Source organism: Streptomyces sp. NBC_01508 (genome assembly GCF_045040315.1).
Taxonomy (GTDB): Bacteria; Actinomycetota; Actinomycetes; order Streptomycetales; family Streptomycetaceae; genus Streptomyces.
The window spans coordinates 2,174,920-2,198,849 of record NZ_CP109419.1; the positions used below are offsets into that span (position 1 = coordinate 2,174,920).

Here is a 23,930-nt window from a genome sequence, read left to right on the forward strand (position 1 = left end):
CCTTGTTCAGTAGACGGTTTACGGTCGACGGTTGGTGGGCGGCGGGTGCGGCGGGTCGTGGCCTGCGGTCGTGAACGGCCGCTCAGCCTCGGGTGGCGAGCGAGCGCAGGAAGAAGGCGAGGTTGGCGGGGCGTTCCGCCAGCCGGCGCATGAAGTAGCCGTACCAGTCGGTGCCGTAGGCGATGTAGACGCGCACCCGGTGGCCCTCGGCGGCGAGGCGGCGCTGCTCGGCCTCGCGGATGCCGTAGAGCATCTGGAACTCGTACGCGTCGGGCGCGCGTGCGGCCCGTATCGCGAGTTCCTGGGCGATCGCGATCAGGCGCGGGTCGTGCGTCCCGATCATCGGGTGGCCGTCACCCGCCATCAGGGTCCTGAGGCAGCGCACGTACGCCTTGTCGACGTCGCCCTTGTCCTGGTACGCGACGCTCGCGGGCTCCTTGTAGGCGCCCTTGACGAGCCGTACGCGCGAGCCGGCCGCCGCGAGTGCGCGGCAGTCGTCCTCCGTACGGAAGAGGTACGACTGGACGACGGCGCCGGTCTCGGGGAAGCGCTCGCGCAGTGTGCTGTGGATGGCGAGCGTCGAGTCGACGGTGGTGTGGTCCTCCATGTCGAGGGTCACGGTGGTGCCGATCTCGGTGGCGGCCTCGACGACGGTGGTGATGTTGCGCAGCGCCAGGTCGTGGCCGCCGCGCAGGGCCTGTCCGAAGGAGGAGAGCTTGACCGACATCTCGGCGCGGGTACCGAGCCCCAGCGGCGCCAGGGACTCGATCAGCTTCAGGTAGGCGTCGCGGGCGTGCAGCGCCTCGGCCGGGTCGGTGATGTCCTCTCCGAGGACATCCATGGTGACTTCGAGGCCGCTTTCGGCCATGTCCTGGATGACGGGCGTCGTACCGTCGACGGTCTCGCCGGCGATGAAGCGGTCCACGACGGGCCTGGTGACCGGCGCGGCCGAGACGACGCGCCGCATCGTGTCGCTGCGCGACGCGGCGAGAATCACGGGACCCAGCACAGGGCACCTCCACAGGAGAGAACGAGCAGGCCGTACGGGGCGCGAACGCCCGGCGACGCCACGGAGAACCACTGTGAAATCTAGGGATCGGTCCGATCCTCTGCCATCGACACCTGTCACGCATCCGTGGCCGGGATCTCAGACATATGTCTGAAGGCGGTGCGAGAATGTCCGGATGAAGGACGATTACCAGGAGCTGGTCGACGAGATCTCGGCGCTGCTCGGCATGCCGCTGACGCTGGAGAACCGCGACTTCGGACTGATCGCCTTCGGGGTGCACGACAGCGACGACGAGGGCGTGATGGACCCCGTCAGGACGCGGTCGATCCTGACGCGCAAGTCCACCCCCGCGGTGCGCGCCTGGTTCGAGGGCTTCGGCATCACCCGCGCGACCGGCCCCGTCCGTATCCCGGCCGCACCGGACGCCGGGGTCTTCCGGGGGCGGATCTGTCTGCCGGTACGGCACCGGGGCACGGTGCTCGGTTACGTATGGCTGCTCGACGACACCGGCCAGGGTCCCGCCGACGACCGATTGGCGGCGGCCATGGAGGTGACGGGGCGGATCGGGGCGCTGCTCGCCGAGGAGGTGCGGGCGGGCGCCGACCTGGCGCGTGAGTTCCGCGCCGTACTGACGGCGGAGCGCGGCTGGCACCGCGACATGGCGATGGAGGCGCTGCGTACCGCGCTGGGGCCGGGCGCGGACGGGCCGCACATGGTGGTGTGCGTCGCGCCGTGGCGGGGCGCCGACCCGACGGTGCGCGCGGTGGCCGGCACGGCGGCGCTGTGCACGCTGCCGGATCTGTCGCTGGCCGTGCTCGTACGGCTCCGGTCCGGCGACGCCCTGGCGCCCGCGCTGGCGGCCACGGCGCGGCTGCGCGACGCCGCGGACCCGGGAGCCACCGCCGGGGCGGCGACGCCGCGCAGCGCCCTGGCGGAACTCCCGGACGCCTGGCACGAAGCGGTCGCGGCGGCCCGCGCCTCGGCGGCGCAGCCCCGGTTCGGCCCCGTCGCCCAGTGGTCGCGGATCGGCCCGTACCGGCTGCTGACGGCGCTGCCGCCGGTCACCGACCCCGCGGTGCGCCCGCTGCTGACGCCCGCGCACACGGACCTCACGCACACGGCGGAGGTCTACCTGGACCACGCGGGCCAGGCGGGCCGTACGGCGTCCGAGCTGGGCATCCACCGCCAGACGCTCTACTACCGGCTGTCCCGCATCGAACAGCTGACGGGCCTGGACCTGGCGGACGGCGAGGACCGGCTGCTGCTGCACATGGCGCTGAAGTCGGCACGGCTGAGGTCGTCGCAGGATCCGCGGCTTCGCCGGCGATGACAGCACCGTCCCGGCTCGTTCGGGCTTCTGGTGCCTCACGTACCGGCGGGCGCCCTGGGCACGGAGGCCCGCAGCCGGAATGATGGGCGCGCCGGACACCGCGATCGCCCTTGGGGAGTGACTGCTGATGCGAGCGTGCGTGGTCGGGGCCGGCCCCGGGGGAATCGTCACCGCCAAGGTGCTGCTGGAGAACGGCTTCGACGTCACGGTCTTCGACAAGTACCGGCAGGTCGGCGGGATCTGGTCGTCGGAGGGCTGCTACGACGGGCTGGCCAACCAGTCCGCGCTCCGCATCTTCGAGTTCGCGGACCTGCCCAACCGCCTGCACTTCGCCTGCGCGGTGGACACGCAGCGCTACCTGGAGGAGTACGCCGAGACCTTCGGTGTACTGGACCGCGTCCGGCCCGGTACCGAGGTGGTCTCCCTCCGGCCGGTGGAGGGTCCCGGGCGGGTGGGCGCCGCCGGCTGGTCGGTCGGCTCCCGGCCCACCGGGGACGAGGCGGCGGACGTTCGTCGCGAGACATTCGACTACGTCGTTGTCGCCAGTGGGGCTCATCATCACGCCCAACTGCCCGAGTTGTCGGGGCGCGAGTTGTTCCGCGGGACCGTGTTGCACTCCAACGAGGTGCGGGCCGGGACGTTCACCGGGCGGCGTGTGGTCGTCGTGGGTGGCGGCAAGTCCGCGTTGGACCTGATCACCCGCGCCGCCCGCGAGGCGGCCTCGGCCACGCTGGTGCAGCGCAAGGTGAACTGGATGATCCCCGAGCGGTTGCCGCTCGGTCTGGTCGGCTACAAGTGGATCCTGTTCACCCGGCCCGGTGAGGCGCTCCTGCCCCGCTACCACGACCCGGCCTGCGTCCGTCCGATCGACCGCGTCGACGAGCGGGTCAAGCGAGCGCTGTGGTGGCTCATCACCCGCGACATGCCGCTTTCCAGCGGGCTGTACCGGCTGCCGAGGCAGTTGCGGCCCGCTCACCCGCTCCCCTTCCACCTGGCCCACGCGGGTGTGATGCCACGCGGCTACGTACGGGCCGTCCGCCACGGCCTGGTCGCCGCCAAGGTCAGTGCTGTCGAGGCGTACACCGACAACGGGCTGCGACTGACGACCGGCGAGGAAGTGGCGGCGGATGTCGTCGTGTTCGCCACGGGGCACCGCAGAGTCTTCCCGTTCCTGGACCCGAGCGTGCGCGTGCACGGTGACGACGGGCGGCTGCGGCTCTACCGAGGCATCGTGCCGCCCGGTGCCGACCGGCTGGCGTTCGTCGGTCTCCGGCAGGTCTTCAACAACATCATGGGCGTGGAACTCACCGCGCACTGGTTGACCGGCCATTTCCGGGCGACGCCGCGCACCACCCCGGGCGAGCGGGGGATGCGGGAAGCCATCGACGCCCGCCTGGCCTGGCAGGAGCGGGTACTGCCGGGCTCCGGCGGCTACGACTTCGGCTCGTACGACATCCACTGCGCGGACGAACTCCTGCACGACATGGGGTTGCCGTCCCGCCGCGCCGGCAACCCGCTGGCCGAATACCTGCTTCCCGGCGGAGTGGCACACCGCTACGCGGGCCTGACTCGGTCGCGTTCGGCGAAATGAACGCGGAGGTCGAAGCGGATTCGTTGTCACAAGCCCAGGTTGGACGGCACCGGGTTGGACAGCACAGGACAACTCCCGGGCCGGAAGCGGCCCGGCCCGACTCGACCCGCCGCCACCACCGCCACCGCGTCCACCACCGTCGCCGCCATCACCGTCGGCATCCCGCCGCCTCGCGGGTCGCGTGTCGTTCGGTCGCTCTCTTGAGGAGTGCGGTTTCTGACATGTGCCGTCCCGAGGCGTGAATACTGGGGCCTCGGACCCGCAACCATGGTCGTGTCGCTCAAGTCCTCTGTTGTGCACGGGAGATGGATCCTCGCAGGGGCGAGATGGCAGGAGGGGTGTGTGGTGGTGGCGTTCGCACCGTTGGCTTCGGGGAATCCCGAACAGGTCGGCCGATACCGGCTGGCGGGACGGCTGGGTCAGGGAGGCATGGGCCGGGTGTATCTGGCCCGGTCGCCGAGCGGACGCATGGTCGCGGTGAAGGTGGTACGGGCCGCCTTGGCGGACGACCCGGGGTTCCGGCGGCGGTTCGTTCGGGAGGTGGCGGCGGCCCGCCGGGTGTCGGGCTTCTTCACCGCCGCGGTGGTCGACGCCGCCCCGGAGGGCCGCCCGGCGTGGCTGGCCACCGAGTACGTCCCCGGACTGTCCCTGGCGGACGCCCTGGCCGAGCACGGGGCCTGGCCGGAGCAAGCGGTGCGGCAGTTGGGGGCCGCGCTGACCGAGGCGCTGGGCGCCATCCACCGCGCGGGTGTGGTGCACCGGGACCTCAAACCGTCGAACGTGCTGCTGGCGGCGGACGGACCGCGGGTGATCGACTTCGGGATCTCGGTAGCGGCCGAGGACACCTTGCTCACCGATCCGGGCGTGGTGATCGGCACCCCCGGGTTCATCGCGCCCGAACAGCTGCGTGGCGAGAAGACCGGCCCGGCCGCCGACGTATTCGCTCTGGGCGCGGTGCTGGCGTACACGGCGACAGGCACCGGCCCGTTCGGAAACGGCGCGGGGCACGCGGTGAACTACCGGGTCATGCACGAGGAGCCCGACCTGGGCGGCCTGCCGTCCGGACTCGCCGGGGTGGTGGCCCGGTGCCTGGCGAAGAACCCGGACAATCGGCCCGCCGTACCGGAGTTGCTGAACGAGCTGGCGCGGGTCCCGCGCGAGCGGCCGGACGGCCGGTTCACAGCGACCGACTGGCTGCCCGGACCGGTGGCCGAGCGAATCGCCCGCATCCAGGCCGCCCCGTCGCCGAACGCGACCGCACCGCTGCCGAACGCGACCACCCCGTCGCCGGACGCGGCGGCACCCGCCCAGGAGGAGGGAACCGCCCCCGAGCCCGCCCCCGAGCCCGCTCCTTCGGCCGCCCCGCCCGCGGCGGAGCCCTCTGCCGAGCCTGCCGCCGCACCATCTGCCCCCGACGGCCACAAGCGCCTGACCCGGCGCCGCGTTCTGATGAGCCTCGCAGTCGCCGCGGCCCTCGCCGCCGTCACCGCGACAACGCCCCTGAACGGCTTCGGGTCCGGCGGCGAAGAGAAGTCACACGACACACCGAAGGTGAAACCGTCGAACGTGAAGCAGCTGTGGTCCCGCTCGTTGGACGGCGGGTTGACGCTGGGTGCTGTGGCGGACGGCACCGTCTACCTCAGCAGCGATGAATCAGGCACCCTGCGGGCCCTGGACGCCAGAGACGGCAGCCGGCTGTGGCAACGGCAGGCGGAGGGAAAGGGGGAAGACACGAGAGTCACCTCCGCCTCCGGCAGGACGCTCTACTACATCCGCGACCAGTACCTGTACGCCGCGGAAGCGGACAGCGGCAAGACACGCTGGAAGGCGAGAAGCATCCTGACCTCCCCCACCACCCTCGACGACTCGGCGTACTCCGTCATCCTCAGCTTGCTGCTGGCCCAGGACGTCGGCACCGGCAGGATCCTGTGGACATACGACCTCGGTGAAGGGGCGGCACAGGGGGAATTCGCCGTCTCCGGCAGCAGGGCCTACGCCCACGGCGACCAGGAGCTGTACGCCGTGGACACCAGAACCGGCAAGAAGCAGTGGGCGTTCGAGGCCGACAGCACCCTGATGACGGCTCCCACCGTGGCGGGCAGCACGGTCTACTGCGGTGGCCGGAACGGCACCCTGTACGCCGTCGACACCCGGACCGGCAAGGAGGTGTGGCGGGGCGACTTCGGCGGGAAGCTGTGGAACTCCCGGATCGCGGACGGGGCGGACACCCCGGTCGTGGCCGACGGGGTCGTCTACTTCGAGAACGACGGCTACGTGTCGGCCTTCGACGCCGACACCGGCAAGGCACTGTGGCGCCACCGCCCGGACACGGAGGATGACATCGGCACCCTGTCCGTGACCGCCGGCACCGTCTACTTCACCGACGCGACCGCGATGGTGTACGCCCTGGACGCCCGCAGCGGTCGACCGAAGTGGGAGGAGAACCTGCCGACGTCCCTCACTCATTGGCGCCCGCGCATCGTCAACGGCACCCTCTACTTCGAGGACGGCGAGCGACTGCGCGCCGTCTCGCTGCTGAACTAGGGCCTGTCGTTCGGATCAGGCCGGATCAGGCCGCATCAGGGAGCGGGGTCCGGTGCGCGCACCCGCGAGGCGGTCGCCAAGTCGTCGGCGTACCGGCGAAATCGGAATCGTCGATCCGTGCCGTGCACGGAGCGGTGAGGACAGTGAGGGAGGACAGGTGGCGGCGTTCGCACCGCTGGAGGCAGGAGACCCGCGTCAGGCCGGCCCGTACGGGATCGTCGGCCGACTCGGCTCGGGTGGCATGGGCCGGGTGTACGCCGCCCGGTCGCCGGGCGGCCGGACCGTCGCGGTGAAGGTCATCCGGGAGGAGCTCGCCGACGACCCCGGGTTCCGGCGACGGTTCGCCCGCGAGGTCGAAGCCGCACGGCGCGTCACGGGCTTCTTCACCGCCGCCGTGGTCGACGCCGCGCCCGAGGCCGACCCGCCGTGGCTCGCCACCGCCTACGTGCCCGGCCTGTCCCTGACCGAAGCGGTCGCCGCACATGGCACCTGGCCGGAGCAACCGGCGCTGACGCTGGGCACCGCGCTGGCCGAGGCAGTGGAGGCCATCCACCGCGCCGGGGTGGTGCACCGCGACCTGAAACCCTCGAACGTGCTGCTCGCCGCCGACGGCCCACGCGTCATCGACTTCGGGATCTCGGTGGCCGCCGACGACACCAAACTCACCCTGACCGGGTCCGCCGTCGGCACCCCCGGCTACATGCCGCCCGAGCAACTCGTCGGCAGAGACGTCGGACCCGCCGGCGACGTGTTCGCCCTCGGCGCGGTCCTGGTGTACGCGGTGACCGGGAGCGGCCCCTTCGCGGGCGGCGGCCCGCACGGCGTGGCCTATCGGGTCGTCCACGAGGAACCCGACCTCAGCCACGTACCGGCCCGGCTCGCGGACATCGTCGCCCGGTGCCTCGCCAAGGATCCGCAGCGACGCCCGCCGGTGCCGGAACTGGTCGACAGACTGGGCCAGTTGTCGGCGGTCCGCCCGGCGGAAGGGGTGTTCGGCGGTGCGGGCTGGCTTCCCGCGCCGGTGGCCACCGAGGTCACCCGCATTCAGGCGATGCCACCGCCGGAGACAGCCACCGGCACCGTAGTCCTCACAGCGCCCCCCGCCGGCGCCCCGGCCGCCGGCGCCGAACAGTCCCCGGCCGGTGACGTGTCCCGAACCGACGTCGCCACCGCGGCGACCGGGGACGCCCGGCCGGCCGGGCATCCCGCGCCGCCGCCTCGGCCGGCTTCCGCCGGCCGACTGCTGGGCCTGCCCCGGCGCCACGCCCTGATCGGCCTCGCCGTCACGGCGGTCCTGGCGGTCCTCGCGGCCACACTGCTCCTGCCCGACCGCCTCCTCGACGAGGACCGGGACAACGCCCAGGGCAACAAGGGGCCCACTCCCCCGGTGACGGAGCTGGCCTTCGAAGAGCTGTGGTCCTACGAGAAGGATCCCACCCACCCACCAGTGATCTCCGACGGGAAGGTCTACTTCGGCGACCGGGACGACGGCACCCTGCGCGCCCTCGACACCGACAGCGGCACCCAGGTCTGGACGTACGCCGGGGCGAAGGGGCTACAACCCGTCGCCATCGCCGACGGGGCTGTCCATGCCTTCGGCGCGGACTCGGGCACGCTGCACTCCGTGGACGCGCGGACCGGTGGCAAACGGTGGAGCTTCAAGATCGATGACGCCTCGAACGGCGCCGCTCCCGAGGGCACCGAGTACGGGTTCACCGCTGTCGCCGCCGCCAAGGGAACCGTCTACCTGCTCACCAACCCCTGGCCGGAAGGCCGGCCCGCCCTGTACGCGCTGGACGCCGAGACCGGGGAGGAGCTGTGGAGCCGCCCCGTCGACCGCGGCCTGTCGACCGCGCTCACCGTGGCGGACGGAGTGATCTACTGCGGCCTCGGAGGGAAGGACTACGAGAACTACCTCTACGCCCTGGACGCGGACACCGGCGACCATCTGTGGCGGATCAAGACCGGCGGCAGCAACGAAGGCGAGGTGACCGCGGTCTCGGTCGCCAGGAGCACCGTCTACGCCGGCAGTGACGACGGCACGCTCCGCGCCGCGGACACCACCAACGGCGAAGTGCGCTGGACGTACCGGTCGACCGTCGAGGACGCGGAATGGACCGACCCGCCCCTCGTCGCCGACGGCGTCGTCTACGCGAGCGTCAGAGGCCGGTTCGACACCGACGACAGCCCCGGCCGCGTGTACGCGTTCACCGCCGGATCCGGCAGACCGCTGTGGGAGTACGGGACGACCGGCCCGGCCTCCTCACCCGTACTCACCGGCGGCGCGGTCCACTTCAGCGACGGCGGTACTCTGCGGGCCCTCGACCGCCGCACCGGCACATCCCTGGGCGACGCCCCCCTGACCACCGGCGCGGACCCGCTCCTCACCGTCTCCGGTGGCCGTGCCTACTTCGACGGCGGCGACGGAAGTCTGCACGCGGGGCGGGTCGCCCTGACCGAAAGCTGAGGTGCGAGGCGTCACAGGGTCGCGGGGGTGGGGCCGTCCGGGCGGACGGTGATGCCGAACGCCGCCTTCGTGGGGGTGGAGCGGAAGACCGGGGCGTGGACCGGCAGCAGGTGTTCGAGGAGGACGGTCGATTCGCGGAGCGCGAATTGCAGACCGAGGCAGGCGCGGGGGCCGATGCCGAAGGGGAGGTAGGAGCCCTGGTTGCCCGGTCGGCCGTCCGGAGCGGTGAAGCGCCGGGGGTCGAAGTGCTCGGGGTCCGGCCACAGTTCGGGGTCGCGGTGCGTGAGGTAGGGGCAGACCAGGATGTCGGTGCCCGCCTCCACGGTGTAGCCGGCGACGGTGTCGTCCTCGGTGGCGTGGCGGGGCAGGATCCAGGCGGACGGGTAGAGCCGCAGCGTCTCGTGGACCAGCGCCTGGACGCCCTGGCGGCGCTCCGCCGAGCCTTCGGCGCCGGCCGCGAGGGCTTGTTCGCGGGCGGCGGGGTGCTGGTCGAGGAGCAGGTAGAGCCAGGTCAGGGTGGTCGCGGTGGTCTCGTGCCCGGCCGCGAGCAGCGTGACCAGCTCGTCGCGGATCAGCCGGTCGGTGTACTCGGGGCGCTCGGTGGCGGCGTCGATCAGCACATGCAGCAGGCCAGGTCCGTCGGGGCCGGCCGCCCCGCCGCGGGCGGCCTCGATGGCGCCGTGGGCGACGGCGTCGATCCGGGCGAGATCGGCGGCGACGGCGACCTGGGCGTCGGTGCCATCGGCCGGCAGGGTCGGAAGTGCCGTCGCCACGGCGGCCACGGCGTCCAGCTCGCGCTCCGTCCCGTCATCGAGGGGGTGCCCGGTGAGCGAGCGCCAGATGGCGTCCAGGGCGAAGCGCCGCGCCTCGCGCCCGACGTCGAAGGTCTGCCCGGTACGGGCGTACCCCTCCCAGCGCGCGGCGGTGGTCCGGGCGGCCCCGGTGATCCGCTGTTCGTAGCGGCGCATGCCAGGACCGGTGAACTGGGACTGCAACAAACGGCGTTGGGACTTCCACGCCGCACCGGTGGCGGCGAGGACACCGTCGCCGATCAGCAGACGGGCACGGTGGGAGCGCTTGACGTAACGGTCCGGGTGCCGGGCGAGCACATGCTGGACCGCCTGCGGGTCGGTGACGAGAACGGTGGGGGCCGGCCCAAGGCGGAACGCGGCGACGCCGCCCAACCGCTCGCGCACCTCGGACAGCAGCTCGACCAGCTCGCCTCCCCCCGACCGCCACCGCCGCACGAGTCCGGGATCGGCTTCGGGGACCGGCCGTCCCGTTCCGGGAGCGGGCGGAAGGGGGCCGGGACTGACTTCGGGGTCCATGATTCCTCTCCTGGTCAACCGTTGCGCCTGTCCGTGCCGCAGCACTCGCGCCACGGACTGTACGGGAGTGGACACACCTGGTGACAGTCGGCCTGCGCGAGGCCACTTCCCGGGCGGAACCCGGGTCCGGCCCCCTTCCGCCGGGCGTATCACGCGCTCGGGGACGCGTCCGCTCCTACGAAACCCGCAACTCGACGGTGCCGTTCGTCGCGAGTCGTACCCAGTCGGCGAACCGCTGTTCGTACTCCTCCTCGGCCGGACCGGTGACGGCCTCGGTGGAGTCGGGGGCTGTGAGCCCGAACTCCCGGCTCAGCCAGGCCAGATACTCGCCGCGCCCGGGGCAGAGGTCGTCCGGGTCGTCCGGCTCGCAGGCGAGCAACCGGAACAACTCCCGCAGGTCGCGTGCGGCCACGTAGAGGTCACCCTCGTCACCGAGGAAGATGACCGGCAGGGTCGCGAGGTCGTCGCGGTCGTCGCAGCGCCACAGCGCGTAGTACGAACCGGAGCTGGTGGCACGGCCGAAGTAGATCAGCCTCTCCAGATACTCCGGCTCCGCCCGGCCGCAGAACCAGTCGAGGCCGTCGTCGTAATCGAACAACTCGAAGCCCGGCGCGAAGAACTGACCCGCCAGCCGGTCCTCCAGCTCCCTCAGCGAGTTCAGTTCGGGTATGGGTGAGTACACGTCACTCATGGAGCCTCCGGCAGAAGTTGTTCGGTCCCTGAGAACCCTAGGTCCTGTCCGGCGGATCTTCGGGGGTCCGGGACGCCCGGCACGGCACCTCGCTTCGTTGTCGGCGTTTTCGAAGGCATCCGAGTACGTCCAGTACGAGGCCGATCCTCCGCCTTGCGACGCACCGCACCAGACGCCCCGGGCCGATCCCCGAAGATCCGCCGGACAGGACCTAGAGGGCACCTACGACAACGGAGGGCGGCCCGTCGGGCCAGGGTCCGTCGGCGGGGACGGGAAACGGCGAGGGACCCGGGAGTGAATCCCGGGTCCCTCGCCGTGTCTCGCGGTCCAGTGCGACGGATCAGCGCTGCCGGATCGGTCAGCGGGTCAGCCGGTCAGTCGCTCAGTCGGTCAGATCCACCGAGCGCGCCGAATTCGCGCCGATCTCGTCGGAGATCTCCGCCAGCACCGCCGGCGGCACGTTGTCGTCGACGGACAGGACGACCAGCGCCTCGCCGCCCACCTCGGCGCGCGATACCTGCATCCCGGCGATGTTCAGTCCCGCCTCGCCGAGAATCCGGCCGACGGTGCCGACGACACCCGGACGGTCCTCGTACCGCAGGACCACCATGTGGTCGGCCAGGGACACGTCGACGTCGTACTCACCGATCGCGACAATCTTCTGAAGGTGCTTCGGACCGGCGAGCGTGCCGGAGACCGACACCTCCTCGCCGCCCGAGAGCGTGCCCCGCACCGTGACCACGTTGCGGTGGTCGGGCGACTCGCTCGACGTCGTCAGGCGCACCTCGACGCCGCGCTCCTGCGCGAACAGCGGCGCGTTCACGTACGACACCGTCTCGTCGACCACGTCCTCGAACACGCCCTTCAGCGCGGACAGTTCGAGCACCTTCACGTCGTGCTGCGTGATCTCGCCGTAGACCTCGACATCGAGACGAACGGCGACCTCGCCCGCCAGCGCCGTGAAGATCCGGCCCAGCTTCTCGGCGAGCGGCAGACCCGGCCGTACGTCCTCGGCGATGACCCCGCCCTGGACGTTGACCGCGTCGGGCACCAGCTCACCGGCGAGCGCGAGGCGCACCGACTTGGCGACCGACACGCCCGCCTTCTCCTGCGCCTCGTCCGTCGAGGCGCCGAGGTGCGGGGTGCAGACGACCTGGTCGAACTGGAAGAGCGGGGAGTCCGTGCAGGGCTCCTTCGCGTACACGTCCAGACCGGCGCCCGCGACGCGGCCCTCCTTGAGCGCGGAGGCCAGCGCCTCCTCGTCCACGATCCCGCCACGCGCGGCGTTGACGATCCGCACCGTCGGCTTGACCTTGTGCAGCGCCTCGTCGCCGATCAGCCCCAGGGTCTCGGGGGTCTTCGGCAGGTGCACGGTGATGAAGTCCGACACCGCCAGCAACTCGTCCAGCGAGAGCAGCTTGACGCCCATCTGCGCGGCTCGCGCGGGCTGTACGTACGGGTCGTACGCCACGATCTTCATGCCGAACGCCGACATGCGCTGCGCGACCAGCACACCGATACGGCCGAGGCCGACGACACCGAGCGTCTTCTCGCTCAGCTCGACCCCCGTGTACTTGCCGCGCTTCCACTCGCCGTTCTTCAGGGCGGTGTTGGCCTGCGGGATGTTGCGCGCCGTGGCGACCAGCAGACCGCAGGCCAGCTCGGCGGCGGTGACGATGTTCGAGGTGGGCGCGTTGACGACCATCACGCCGGCCTTGGTGGCGGCTGAGACGTCGACGTTGTCGAGACCGACGCCGGCGCGGGCGACGACCCTCAGCTTCTTCGCCGCGGCCACGGCCTCGGCGTCGACCTTGGTCGCGGAGCGGACGAGGATCGCGTCCACGTCGGCGATGGCGGGCAGCAGTTCGGCGCGGTCGGCGCCGTTGCAGTGCCTGATCTCGAAGTCCGGGCCGAGCGCGTCGACAGTGGCGGGCGACAGCTCTTCGGCGATGAGTACAACCGGCTTTTGATTGGAACGCGAGCTCACGTGGGTCCTCACAAGTCCATTGCGGACGGCCGTCCCGACGGCCGCAGGCGGCGGAGGGTGCCAGGCCCTGGTCCGGGCCTGATCGCGTGGAAGACGCACGACATTGTGGGCCTGACGCGGATGTATGCAGCAGTGTAGTGGTGCCGATGGCGGGGGGTTCCCGCCTCGGCGGGCAGATCACCCGTACGTGGTCGGACCCGCCACAAGCGCTTACCGACGACGGCGGAACGCGCCCTTGACGCGTTTTCCTCGACGCGTTCCTCGACGCGTTCCTTGACGCGACCGGCACGACAGCCGGCACGACAGCCGATACGACGAACGGCGCGCCGACCCGCCCGGTGCCGGGCCCGCACCGCGGACCCGGCACCTCGGACGTCTCAGGCGTCGTCGTTGTCGACCCAGCTCATGAGCTTGCGCAGCTCACGGCCCGTGCTCTCCAGCAGCGAGTCGCTGTCGGCCTTCTTGTACTCGTTGTACTTCTTCAGACCGCCGTGGTACTCGTCCATCCAGTTCTGGGCGAACGTGCCGTCCTGGATCTCCGCGAGAACCTTCTTCATCTCGGCCTTGGTCTGGTCCGTGATGATCCGCGGGCCGGTGACGTAGTCGCCCCACTCGGCGGTCTCGGAGACCGACCAGCGCATCTTGTCCAGGCCGCCCTCGTACATCAGGTCCACGATCAGCTTCAGCTCGTGGAGGCACTCGAAGTACGCGATCTCCGGCTGGTAACCGGCCTCGACCAGCGTCTCGAAGCCCGCCTTGACCAGCGCGGACGTACCGCCGCACAGGACGACCTGCTCACCGAAGAGGTCGGTCTCGGCCTCCTCGCTGAAGGTCGTCTTGATGACGCCGGCGCGCGTGCCGCCGATGCCCTTCGCGTAGCTCAGCGCCAGCTCGAAGCCCTTGCCGGTGGCGTCCTGCTCGACGGCCGCGATACACGGCACGCCGCGGCCCTCCTCGTACTGACGGCGGACCAGGTGGCCGGGGCCCTTCGGGGCGACCATGGCGACGTCGACACCGGCGGGCGGCTTGATGAAGCCGAAGCGGATGTTGAGGCCGTGGCCGAAGAAGAGCGCGTCGCCGTCCTTCAGGTTGTCCTTGATGGACTCCTCGTAGACCTGCGCCTGGATCGGGTCCGGAACCAGGATCATGATGACGTCGGCCCAGGTGGCCGCCTCGGCGGGCGTCACCACGCGCAGGCCCTGCTCCTCGGCCTTCGCCTTGGACTTGGACCCCTCGTGCAGACCGACCCGGACGTCGACACCCGAGTCACGCAGCGACAGCGCGTGGGCGTGGCCCTGGCTGCCGTAGCCGATGACCGCGACCTTGCGGCTCTGGATGATGGACAGGTCGGCATCGTCGTCGTAGAACAGCTCGGCCACTGGGTCTTCTCCTTGGTGTGCAAACTGGGGTGTCGCTGTGTGCGCCCCACCGTACGGCGGGGCGGGTAAAGGCCGTCTCACGGTCTCGGCATGCGAACCGGTCCCGCTCCCGTACGGCCGGCTCCGGCGGCGCGGACCACGCGCGCCGTCTCAGGGGGTCTACGCGCTGCGGTCGAGCGCCCGCAGGCTGCGGTCCGTGATGGACCGCGCGCCACGTCCTATGGCGATCGTGCCGGACTGGACCAGCTCCTTGATGCCGAACTGCTCCAGCATCTTCAGCATCGCGTCGAGCTTGTCGGTCGATCCGGTGGCCTCGATGGTGACGGCCTCGGGTGAGACGTCCACGGTCTTGGCGCGGAAGAGCTGCACGATCTCGACGATCTGGGAGCGGGTCTCGTTGTCGGCGCGGACCTTCACCAGGACGAGCTCGCGCTGGATCGCGGCGCCGGGCTCGAGTTCGACGATCTTCAGGACGTTGATCAGCTTGTTGAGCTGCTTGGTGACCTGTTCGAGCGGCAGATCCTCGACATTGACCACGATGGTGATGCGGGAGATGTCGGGGTGCTCGGTGACACCCACCGCGAGTGAGTCGATGTTGAAGCCGCGCCGGGAGAACAGCGCGGCGATCCTGGCCAGGATGCCGGGGGTGTTCTCCACCAGGACGGAGAGGGTGTGCTTGGAAGACATTTTCGTCGTTCTTTCTCTCGCTCTCGGCATCCGGCTCAGTCGTCCAGGCTGTCGCCGAAGTCGGGGCGCACACCCCGGGCGGCCAGGACTTCGTCGTTGGAGGTGCCCGCGGCGACCATCGGCCAGACCTGGGCGTCCTCGTGGACGATGAAGTCGACCACCACGGGGCGGTCGTTGATGGAGTTGGCCTTGGCGATCACCGCGTCCAGCTCGTCCGGGGACTCGCAGCGCATCGCGACGCAGCCCATGGCCTCGGACAGCTTCACGAAGTCCGGGATACGGGTGCCGCCGTTGGGCTTCGCGCCCTCCGCGGCCGATCCCTCGAAGGAGCCGCCGTCGGCGACGTCGGGGCCGCTGTGCAGGACGGTGTTGGAGTAGCGCTGGTTGTAGAAGAGGGCCTGCCACTGGCGGACCATGCCCAGCGCGCCGTTGTTGATGATCGCGACCTTGATGGGGATGTTGTTGAGGGCGCAGGTGACCAGTTCCTGATTGGTCATCTGGAAGCAGCCGTCGCCGTCGATCGCCCAGACGGTGCGGTCCGGCCGTCCGGCCTTGGCGCCCATCGCGGCCGGGACCGCGTAGCCCATCGTGCCCGCGCCGCCGGAGTTGAGCCAGGTGGCGGGCTGCTCGTAGTCGATGAAGTGGGCGGCCCACATCTGGTGCTGGCCGACGCCCGCCGTGTAGATCGTGTCGTCCGGGGCGAGTTGGCCGATGCGCTGGATGACTTGCTGCGGGGAGAGACTGCCGTCGGCCGGCTGGTCGAAGCCGAGCGGGTACGTCTCGCGCCAGCGGCTGAGGTCGCGCCACCAGGCGCTGTAGTCACCGACGTTGCCCTCGGTGTGCTCGGCCTGGACCGCCTGGACGAGGTCGGCGAGAACCTCGCGGGCGTCGCCGACGATCGGCACGTCGGCGGCGCGGTTCTTGCCGATCTCCGCCGGGTCGACGTCGGCGTGGACGATCTTGGCGTACGGGGCGAAGCTGTCCAGCTTGCCGGTGACGCGGTCGTCGAATCGGGCTCCGAGGGCGACGATCAGGTCGGCCTTCTGCAGCGCGGTGACGGCGGTGACCGCACCGTGCATGCCCGGCATTCCCACGTGCAGCGGGTGGCTGTCGGGGAACGCGCCCAGCGCCATCAGAGTGGTGGTGACGGGGGCGTTGGTCAGTTCGGCGAGAACGCGCAGCTCGGCGGTGGCACCGGCCTTGATGACGCCGCCGCCGACATACAGCACCGGCCGCTTGGCCTGGGTGATCAGCTTGGCGGCCTCGCGGATCTGCTTGGCGTGCGGCTTGGTGACCGGGCGGTAGCCGGGCAGCTCCTGGGTGGGCGGCCAGCTGAAGGTGGTCTTCGCCTGGAGGGCGTCCTTGGCGATGTCGACCAGGACGGGTCCCGGGCGGCCCGTGGAGGCGATGTGGAACGCCTCGGCGATGGTGCGCGAGATGTCCTCGGCCTTGGTGACCAGGAAGTTGTGCTTGGTGATCGGCATCGTGATGCCGCAGATGTCCGCCTCCTGGAAGGCGTCCGTGCCGATCGCCTTGCTGGCGACCTGGCCGGTGATCGCGACGAGCGGCACGGAGTCCATGTGCGCGTCGGCGATCGGGGTGACCAGGTTGGTGGCACCGGGGCCCGAGGTGGCCATGCAGACCCCGACCTTGCCGGTGGCCTGTGCGTAGCCGGTGGCCGCGTGGCCGGCGCCCTGCTCGTGGCGGACCAGGATGTGCCGGACCCGGGTGGAGTCCATCATCGGGTCGTAGGCGGGGAGGATGCAGCCGCCGGGGATGCCGAATACCGTCTCGGCCCCCACTTCCTCAAGAGAGCGGATGAGGGACTGCGCGCCCGTGACGTGCTCAACGGTGGCGGACGCGGGTCCGCCGTTACGGGCGCGCGGCGTCGGGTGAGCCCCGGTGGCCTGCTCGGTCATCGTCATTCTCTTCTCGAAGCTGAGGGTTTTTGCGGGGTTTTGGGCGGTACCGATACAACAAAAAACCCCTCGTGCCGGGAGGCAGGCGAGGGGAGCGCGTCGGTGCGGTCTGCAGAGCCGGTGATGGGCGCTGCTTCAGCCGACGCGCTTTCCAAGTACGAGAATTCGGGTGCGCATGGCATTGACCCTCCCTCCGACGCGCCATCACTGTCAAGTGGGTGGGACTGGCGTCTCAACATTTGAGCGGCTGGACGGTCGGGTGGCCGGTCGGGGGATCATGTCGGGGGTGGCCGCCCGCGTCCGGCGGACGGGCAGCGAGCCGCCGCTCAGCACCGGCAGTGGGGTGGTGCCGGGGAGCGGGAAGTCGCCGCGGACCAGCGCGCGGCGCAGCCGGTGCTCGTCCAGGTGACCGGAGAAGGCCATGCCCTGGCCGTGGGTGCAGCCCATGGCGCGGAGCGCGAGAACCTGTTCCGGTACGTCGACGCCGTCGGCCACCGAGACCATGCCCAGGTCGCCGGCGATCCGGAGCAGCCCCGCCGTGATCTTGTGCAGCCTGGCGGACTCCACGACGCCCTCGACCAGCCCGCGGTCCAGTTTCAGTACGTCGACGGGGAGCCGGCGCAGCGCGTTGATCGCCGCGTAGCCGCTGCCGAAGCCGTCGAGAGCGATCCGTACGCCGAGCCGGCGCAGCGCGACCAGGCGGTGCTCCAGCTCGTCCAGGGACGTACGGGGGTCGCTGTCGGCCAGCTCGATCAGCAGGGCGCCGGAGGGGAGCCCGTGGCGGGTCAGGAGGGCTTCGATGGAGCCCAGCGGCATGGACCGGTCGAGGAGTCTGCGGGCGGAGAGGCGGACGGTGACCGGTACGAGATGGCCCGTCCTGCCGCGCTCGGCGGCCTGTTCGACGGCTTCTTCGAGCAGCCAGCGCCCTAACTCGGCGGTGCGGTCGCTGTCGTCGGCGACCCGCAGGAACTCGGCGGGGGTGAAGAGGATGCCCTGGGCGGAGCGCCAGCGGGCCTGGGCGGCGACGGCGGAGATCTGGCCGGTGGCCAGATCGACCACGGGCTGGTGCAGCAGGGCGAACTCGCCGTCCCGCAGGGCGGTGCGGAGCCTGGCGGCCAGCTCGGTCCTGCGGACCACGTCGGCCTGCATCTGGGGGGCGTACAGCTCGACGCGGTCCTTACCCCCGGCCTTGGCCCGGTACATGGCGAGGTCGGCGTTGCGCATGAGGTGGATGGGGGTGGTGCCGGGCTCGGCGAAGGCGACTCCGATGGAGGCCGCGACGCGGACGTCGTTGCCTTCGATGCGGTACGGCTGCGACAGCTTGAGGCGCAGCCGGTCGGCGATCTCGTGGACCTGGTACTCACGGGCGGTCCGGTCGTCGGTGCCGTCGCCGAGGACGAGGGCGGCGAACTCGTCCCCGCCCAGGCGGGCGGCGGTGTCCCCGGCCCGTACCGAGTCCTGGAGGCGGCGGGCGGCGTGGATCAGCAGCTCGTCGCCCACCTGGTGGCCGAGGCGGTCGTTGACTCCTTTGAAGCCGTCGAGGTCGATGAAGAGCACGGCTGTGCCGGGGTCGTTGGCCCGGCGCCCGGAGAGGGCCTGGCGGACCCGCTCGGTGAACAGGGCGCGGTTGGGCAGGTCGGTGAGCGGGTCGTGCTCGGCGTTGTGCTGCAACTGGGCCTGGAGCCGTACGCGTTCGGTGACGTCGCGGCTGTTGAGGATCAGGCCGCCCTGGTGCCGGTTGACCGTGGATTCCACGTTCAGCCAGGCGCCGGAGCCGGACTTGAAGCGGCACTCGATGCGGGTGGTGGGCTCGTCCGAAGGAGGAGCGGCCAGGAAGCGGCGCACTTCGCGTTTGACCCGGCCGCGGTCGTCCGGGTGGATGATCGACTCCAGTTCGGCACCGACGAGGCCGTCCGCCTCGCGTCCGTAGACGCCGGCCGCCGCGGGGCTGACGTAGTCGAGGGTGCCCTCGGGTCCGGCGATCATGATGACGTCGCTCGATCCCTGGACCAGGGAGCGGAAGTGGTTCTCCTTCTGGGCCAGTTCATGGGTGAGCGCGATGTTGTCGACGAGCATGATGCCCTGCCGGACGACCAGGGCGAGGACGACCGTGCAGCCGGTGAGGACCACGACGCGGTCGATGCGGCGGTTCTCGATGACGTTGTACAGGATGCCCAGCGTGCACACGGCGGCGGCGAGATACGGCGTGAGGGCGGCCAGGGAGCCCGCGATCGGCCTGCTGGCGTTCCGGGGCGGGCGCGGGGGCCGCAGCTGCGCGGGCACGCTCTCGGCGGCCCTGCGGACGCCCCAGGGCGCGTACGCGAGCAGCAGCGAACCGGCGAACCAGCCCGCGTCGAGCAGTTGGCCCGAGCGGTAGTTCTCCCGCAGGAGCGGCGAGGTGAACAGGGCGTCGCACAGGACCGTCAGCGCCAGGGCGGCGATGGCGGAGTTGATCGCCGTACGGCTGCCGGTCGAGCGCCGGAAGTGCAGGGCGAGGACCATGCTGACGAGCACGATGTCCAGCAGCGGATAGGCCAGGGAGAGCGCGGCGTGGGCGACGGTCTCGCCGTCGAAGTGCGTGGTGTGCGCGAGGGCCAGGCTCCAGGAGAGTGTGAGGAGCGAGCCGCCGATCAGCCAGGCGTCGAGGCCCAGACAGACCCAGCCGGCCTTGCTGACCGGGCGTTTGGCGAGAACGAGCAGACCCACGATGGCGGGCGGCGCGAAGCAGAGGAAGAACAGGTCGGCGAGGGACGGACTCGGCACGGGGCGGTCGAGCACGACCTCGTACCAGCCCCAGACCGCGTTCCCGCCGGCGGCCATGGCGGAGGAGAGCGAGAAGAGCAGCCAGGCGGGCCGGAAGCGGCTGTCGTTGCCGCGGGCGTAGAGGAAGCAGGAGACCGCGGCGATGAGGGCGGCGATGGCGAGGCCGAAGTCGCCCATGAACAGGGCCACTTCGGGTGAACCCCAGCCGAGGGCCGCGCCGGTGGCGTAACCGCCGCAGATCAGGGCGAGGAGGAGCTGCGCGAGGAGGCCGGTGCCGCCTCCGCCGCTGTCGGTGCCACGGCCGGCGCCGCTGCCGCCGTCCGGTGCGGCGCGGCGGCCCAGGAGCGCCCCGGGGGCGCTCACGGAGTCACCTCGGGAGGTGTCGCCGTCACCGCCGACGCGCCCGGTCCGGGCGCCGGTGAGGTGCGCGTGTCCGAGGTGTGCGTCGGCGCGGTGCGCGTCTGGTCGGTGCACGTCTGCGCGGCGTGCGCCTGTGCTGTGTACGTCCGAGCGGTGTGCCTCGGTGACGCACCTGTCGGTGGGACGCGCCTCGCCGAGGCGTGGGCCGGCGGCACCGGGCCGTGCGTCGGCAGGTTCGAAGGCCGTCGTGGGCGGCCCTTCCGCGTCGGATCGTTCGTCCATCGGCAGTACATCGCCCGTCGCCCCCCTCGGATTCTGATCGCTCCGCCACAGCGCCCCTCGCGCGACGTGGCCCCCAGATCGGGACGATACACCAGACCCGTCACTCAGGGACATAGTTCTTCTACTCTCCGTGACGAGCAGGGGAGTTGTCGTACCCGAGTGCGGATCGACGGCGGCTCAGCCGGTGGTGAGCACCACGTTGCGCAGGGCGCCCCCCGCCGCGTAGCGGGTGAGCTGGTCGGCGAGCAGGCGCTTGGCGCGGGGCATGAATGCCGAGGTGGATCCGCCCACATGAGGGCTGATGACCACACCTGGAGCATGCCAGAGGGGATGGCCCGCCGGGAGGGGTTCGGGATCGGTGACGTCGAGAGCGGCCGTTATCCTGCCGCTTTCCAGCTCGGCGAGGAGCGCCTTGGTGTCGGCGACCTGTCCCCGCGCGACGTTCACGAAAAGCGCGCCGTCCTTCATCCGGGCCAGGAACTCGGCGCCCGCCAGGCCCCTCGTCTCCTCGGTGAGCGGCGTCGACACGATCACGACGTCGGCTTCGGGGAGCAGGTCCGGCAGATCGGTGAATGCGTGCACGGGGCCGCGCTCGGAGGCGCGGGCGGAGCGCGCCACGCGCGCCACCCGCGCACACTCGAAGGGCGCGAGCCGGTCCTCGATGGCGGCGCCGATCGAGCCGTACCCCACGATCAGTACGGACTTGTCGGCCAGCGCCGGGTAGAACCCGGACCTCCACTCCTCGGCGTCCTGGCCCCGGACGAAGCCGGGGATGCCGCGCAGCGAGGCGAGGACGAGGGCGATGGTGAGTTCGGCGGTGCTGGCCTCGTGGACGCCCTTGGCGTTGCACAGGCGTACGCCTGGGGACAGCGAGTCGAGTCCGGGTGACACGTGGTCGATGCCCGCCGAGAGGGTCTGGACGACGCGTACGGACGTCATCGCGGCGAGCGGCTGGAGCGCGACGTCCATGCCCTTCATGTAGGGGACCACGTAGAAGGCGCAGTCGGCCGGGTCGGCGGGATAGGCGGGGGCACCGTCCCAGTGGAGGTAGTTCAGGCCCTCGGGGAGCCCTTCGATCTCGTCGGCCGGAATCGGCAGCCATACGTCTGAAGTCATGGCCAGGAGGCTATGCGAAGCCCATGGGGTCGCTGAAGGGCGTCCCGCGGGCCGGTACGGGCCGGGGCCGCGTCGGGGCCGGGGGCCGGGGTGGAGCGGCGCCGGCGAAGCGATGAGGTTAGCTGGAGCGTGGCCGTCGGGAGCGGGCACGGAAGGAAGCGGGAGGGGCGGGGCAGTTGGAGCGCAGGGCGATCGGTGCGACAGCACTCACGGTGGGCGCCGTCGGGCTCGGCTGTATGCCCATGAGTTGGGCCTACAGCGCCTCCGAGCAGCGGGGCGACCGTTCGTCGCGCACGGTGCACGCGGCGCTCGACGCCGGTACGACGCTGCTCGACACGGCTGACATGTACGGCCCCTTCACCAATGAGCTGCTGCTGGGGCGGGTGCTCGGTCAGCGGCGCGACGACGCGTTCGTGTCCACCAAGTGCGGTCTGCTGGTGGGCGATCAGCACATCGTCGCCAACGGCCGTCCCGGTTATGTGCGCCGGGCGTGCGACGCGTCGCTGCGGCGGTTGCGGACGGACGTGATCGACCTCTACCAGCTGCACCGGGCCGATCCCGAGGTGCCGGTCGAGGAGACCTGGGGCGCGATGGCGGAGCTGGTGGCGGCGGGCAAGGTACGGGCGCTGGGGATGTGCGCGGTGGACGCCCGCGCGTCGCGCCGTGACGGCACGGACCGGTTCGGGGCGACGATCCGGCTGCTGGAGCGGATGCAGCAGGTGTTTCCGGTGAGCGCGGTGGAGGCGGAGCTGTCGGTGTGGTCCGCGCGGGCGACGGAGCGGCTGCTGCCGTGGTGCGCGGCGCGGGGCGTCGGGTTCCTGGCCGCGATGCCGCTGGGAAGCGGCTATCTGACCGGCACGCTCACTCCCGGACAGGGCTTCGAGCCGGACGACGTACGGGCCAGGCATCCGCGCTTCACGGCAGAGATGATGGCGTCGAACCAGCCGGTGGTGGCGGGGCTGCGGCGGGTCGCCGAGCGGCACGGGGCGACACCGGCGCAGGTGGCGCTGGCGTGGGTGCTGGGGCGCGGCCCCCAGGTGGTGCCCGTTCCGGGGGCGAAGCGCGAGCGGTGGGCGGTGGAGAACGCGCGGGCGGCCGACCTGGAGCTGTCGGCGGCGGATCTGGCCGAGATCGCCGCGCTGCCCGCGGCGTGGGAGTCGTGGAACTGATACCGGGTGAATGGGAACCTGAACGCGGGCTGCGGTGTATGAAACGTAGAGACGCAGCCGTCGAAGGGATCAAGACCGTGCAACGTGCTCCAGTGACGGCCGTGTTGGCCGCAGCGGCGCTATTCGTGGTGACCGCGTGCTCGTCCTCCGGCGGCACGGCGAAGCCGGCGGGTTCGGCGGGTTCCCCGTCCGCGTCGGTGTCCGGCGGGGCGACGCCGGCGGACGGCGAGGCGAAGCCGTCGGCGCCGCCCGCGAAGGGCTCGGCGAAGGTGGTGTCCACGCTGACCGAGGATCTCAAGTCGCCGTGGGGCCTGGCGGCGCTGCCCGAGGGAGATCTGCTGGTCTCCTCGCGCGACGGGGGGACGATCACGCGGGTCGACTCGAAGACCGGAAAGAAGACGGAGGTGGGCCAGGTGCCCGGGGTCGCGCCCGGTGGCGAGGGCGGTCTGCTGGGCCTCGCGATCTCCCCGTCGTTCGCCTCGGACACCTATGTGTACGCGTACTTCACGACGGAATCGGACAATCGCATCGCCCGCATGCTGTACGACCCGAAGAGGCCGGTGGGCCAGCAGTTGGGCGCGCCCGACACGGTTCTGCGGGGCATCCCGAAGGGCAACATCCACAACGGCGGCCGGATCGCCTTCGGCCCGGACAAGATGCTCTACGCGGGCACGGGCGAGACGGGTGAGACGGGTCTCGCGCAGGACAAGAAGTCCCTGGGCGGGAAGATTCTGCGGATGACCCCGGACGGGCAGCCGGTGCACGGCAATCCGGAAGCGGATTCGGTCGTCTACACGTACGGGCACCGCAATGTGCAGGGTCTCGCCTGGGATTCCGATAAGCGGCTGTGGGCCTCGGAGTTCGGGCAGAACACCTGGGACGAGCTGAATCTGATCGAGCCGGGGAAGAACTACGGCTGGCCGGAGGTCGAGGGCAAGGGCGGAAAGCCGGGCTTCGTCGACCCGGTGGAGGAGTGGCCGACGAGCGATGCCTCACCGAGCGGTATCGCCTTCGCCAAGGGGTCCATCTGGATGGCCGCGCTGCGCGGCGAACGTCTCTGGCGGATCCCCTTGGCGGGTGTGAAGCCGTCGGCGGCGCCCGAGGCGTTCCTGCGGGGCGAGTACGGCCGCCTGCGCACGGTCGTCGCGACGAGTGACGGAGGGCTCTGGCTGATGACGAGCAATACGGACGGCCGGGGCACCCCGAAGCCGGGAGACGACAAGATCCTTCGACTGGAGGTGACATAGCGAGAACGCCGGGGTGCGTTGTCGGCCCGCCCCGCGCTGGAGGACAACGCACACAGCCCGT

16 protein-coding genes are annotated in these 23,930 nt (G+C 71.1%); 6 read left to right on the forward strand and 10 right to left on the reverse strand.

What is annotated here, in order from left to right:
- Window positions 1–82 precede the first annotated feature (82 nt).
- Window positions 83–1,009, reverse strand: a complete 927-nt coding sequence (locus OG700_RS09795; protein ID WP_405611864.1) for a proline dehydrogenase family protein — start codon at window positions 1,007–1,009, stop codon at window positions 83–85.
- Window positions 1,010–1,184: 175 nt separating this feature from the next.
- Here OG700_RS09795 and OG700_RS09800 point away from each other — a divergent pair, with 175 nt between their 5' ends.
- Window positions 1,185–2,339 carry a PucR family transcriptional regulator gene (locus tag OG700_RS09800; RefSeq protein ID WP_405611866.1) on the forward strand — a complete coding sequence of 385 codons (1,155 nt, stop codon included), beginning with the start codon at window positions 1,185–1,187 and terminating at the stop codon, window positions 2,337–2,339.
- Between the two features lie 127 nt (window positions 2,340–2,466).
- Window positions 2,467–3,930: a flavin-containing monooxygenase gene (locus OG700_RS09805; RefSeq protein ID WP_405611868.1), complete on the forward strand. Its 1,464-nt coding sequence runs from the start codon at window positions 2,467–2,469 to the stop codon at window positions 3,928–3,930.
- A gap of 26 nt (window positions 3,931–3,956) precedes the next feature.
- Here the strand turns inward: OG700_RS09805 and OG700_RS09810 are convergent, their stop codons facing one another.
- A complete protein-coding gene (locus tag OG700_RS09810) occupies window positions 3,957–4,091 on the reverse strand; it encodes a hypothetical protein (protein ID WP_405611870.1) in 135 nt (44 codons plus the stop codon).
- 184 nt (window positions 4,092–4,275) lie between these two features.
- Here OG700_RS09810 and OG700_RS09815 point away from each other — a divergent pair, with 184 nt between their 5' ends.
- Together OG700_RS09815 and OG700_RS09820 are read left to right on the forward strand one after the other, a co-directional pair.
- Window positions 4,276–6,474 carry a PQQ-binding-like beta-propeller repeat protein gene (locus tag OG700_RS09815; protein ID WP_405611872.1) on the forward strand — a complete coding sequence of 733 codons (2,199 nt, stop codon included), beginning with the start codon at window positions 4,276–4,278 and terminating at the stop codon, window positions 6,472–6,474.
- Window positions 6,475–6,631: 157 nt separating this feature from the next.
- Entirely contained in the window at window positions 6,632–8,941 is a 2,310-nt protein-coding gene (locus OG700_RS09820) for a protein kinase domain-containing protein (protein ID WP_405611874.1), read from the forward strand.
- An 11-nt stretch (window positions 8,942–8,952) separates the two neighbouring features.
- On the opposite strand, the gene OG700_RS09825 is transcribed toward OG700_RS09820, so the two are convergent.
- The 8 genes from OG700_RS09825 to OG700_RS09860 all read right to left on the reverse strand — a co-directional run bounded on the left by OG700_RS09825 (window position 8,953) and on the right by OG700_RS09860 (window position 21,453).
- The gene (locus OG700_RS09825) at window positions 8,953–10,269 is read right to left on the reverse strand and encodes a cytochrome P450 (protein ID WP_405611876.1); all 1,317 of its coding nucleotides are present in this window, start codon (window positions 10,267–10,269) and stop codon (window positions 8,953–8,955) included.
- 175 nt (window positions 10,270–10,444) lie between these two features.
- Window positions 10,445–10,960, reverse strand: a complete 516-nt coding sequence (locus OG700_RS09830; protein ID WP_405611878.1) for a hypothetical protein — start codon at window positions 10,958–10,960, stop codon at window positions 10,445–10,447.
- A gap of 382 nt (window positions 10,961–11,342) precedes the next feature.
- Entirely contained in the window at window positions 11,343–12,947 is a 1,605-nt protein-coding gene (serA, locus tag OG700_RS09835) for a phosphoglycerate dehydrogenase (protein WP_405611880.1), read from the reverse strand.
- Between the two features lie 377 nt (window positions 12,948–13,324).
- The gene (gene ilvC, locus OG700_RS09840) at window positions 13,325–14,326 is read right to left on the reverse strand and encodes a ketol-acid reductoisomerase (RefSeq protein WP_405611882.1); all 1,002 of its coding nucleotides are present in this window, start codon (window positions 14,324–14,326) and stop codon (window positions 13,325–13,327) included.
- 159 nt (window positions 14,327–14,485) lie between these two features.
- Window positions 14,486–15,013 (reverse strand): acetolactate synthase small subunit, encoded by a 528-nt coding sequence (ilvN, locus tag OG700_RS09845; protein ID WP_405611884.1) that lies wholly within the window; start codon window positions 15,011–15,013, stop codon window positions 14,486–14,488.
- A gap of 35 nt (window positions 15,014–15,048) precedes the next feature.
- On the reverse strand, window positions 15,049–16,932 hold the full coding sequence (locus OG700_RS09850) for an acetolactate synthase large subunit (RefSeq protein WP_405611886.1): 1,884 nt from the start codon (window positions 16,930–16,932) through the stop codon (window positions 15,049–15,051).
- Between the two features lie 210 nt (window positions 16,933–17,142).
- Complete coding sequence (locus OG700_RS09855) at window positions 17,143–20,058, reverse strand: putative bifunctional diguanylate cyclase/phosphodiesterase (RefSeq protein ID WP_405621560.1); 2,916 nt, start codon at window positions 20,056–20,058, stop codon at window positions 17,143–17,145.
- 456 nt (window positions 20,059–20,514) lie between these two features.
- On the reverse strand, window positions 20,515–21,453 hold the full coding sequence (locus tag OG700_RS09860; protein ID WP_405611888.1) for a 2-hydroxyacid dehydrogenase: 939 nt from the start codon (window positions 21,451–21,453) through the stop codon (window positions 20,515–20,517).
- 176 nt (window positions 21,454–21,629) lie between these two features.
- On the opposite strand from OG700_RS09860, the gene OG700_RS09865 reads away from it, so the two are divergent.
- Window positions 21,630–22,622 carry an aldo/keto reductase gene (locus tag OG700_RS09865; protein WP_405611890.1) on the forward strand — a complete coding sequence of 331 codons (993 nt, stop codon included), beginning with the start codon at window positions 21,630–21,632 and terminating at the stop codon, window positions 22,620–22,622.
- Window positions 22,623–22,714: 92 nt separating this feature from the next.
- On the forward strand, window positions 22,715–23,869 hold the full coding sequence (locus OG700_RS09870; RefSeq protein ID WP_405611892.1) for a PQQ-dependent sugar dehydrogenase: 1,155 nt from the start codon (window positions 22,715–22,717) through the stop codon (window positions 23,867–23,869).
- The last annotated feature ends 61 nt before the right edge of the window (window positions 23,870–23,930 follow it).

What these genes read in the sequence shown, in the direction of transcription:
- OG700_RS09800 (WP_405611866.1), top strand. Translation starts at nt 1,185, where the DNA reads ATGAAGGACGATTACCAGGAGCTGGTCGACGAGATCTCGGCGCTGCTC.
- OG700_RS09805 (WP_405611868.1), top strand. Translation starts at nt 2,467, where the DNA reads ATGCGAGCGTGCGTGGTCGGGGCCGGCCCCGGGGGAATCGTCACCGCC.
- OG700_RS09810 (WP_405611870.1), bottom strand. Translation starts at nt 4,091, where the DNA reads ATGCCGACGGTGATGGCGGCGACGGTGGTGGACGCGGTGGCGGTGGTG.
- OG700_RS09825 (WP_405611876.1), bottom strand. Translation starts at nt 10,269, where the DNA reads ATGGACCCCGAAGTCAGTCCCGGCCCCCTTCCGCCCGCTCCCGGAACG.
- OG700_RS09830 (WP_405611878.1), bottom strand. Translation starts at nt 10,960, where the DNA reads ATGAGTGACGTGTACTCACCCATACCCGAACTGAACTCGCTGAGGGAG.
- ilvN (WP_405611884.1), bottom strand. Translation starts at nt 15,013, where the DNA reads ATGTCTTCCAAGCACACCCTCTCCGTCCTGGTGGAGAACACCCCCGGC.
- OG700_RS09850 (WP_405611886.1), bottom strand. Translation starts at nt 16,932, where the DNA reads ATGACCGAGCAGGCCACCGGGGCTCACCCGACGCCGCGCGCCCGTAAC.
- OG700_RS09860 (WP_405611888.1), bottom strand. Translation starts at nt 21,453, where the DNA reads ATGACTTCAGACGTATGGCTGCCGATTCCGGCCGACGAGATCGAAGGG.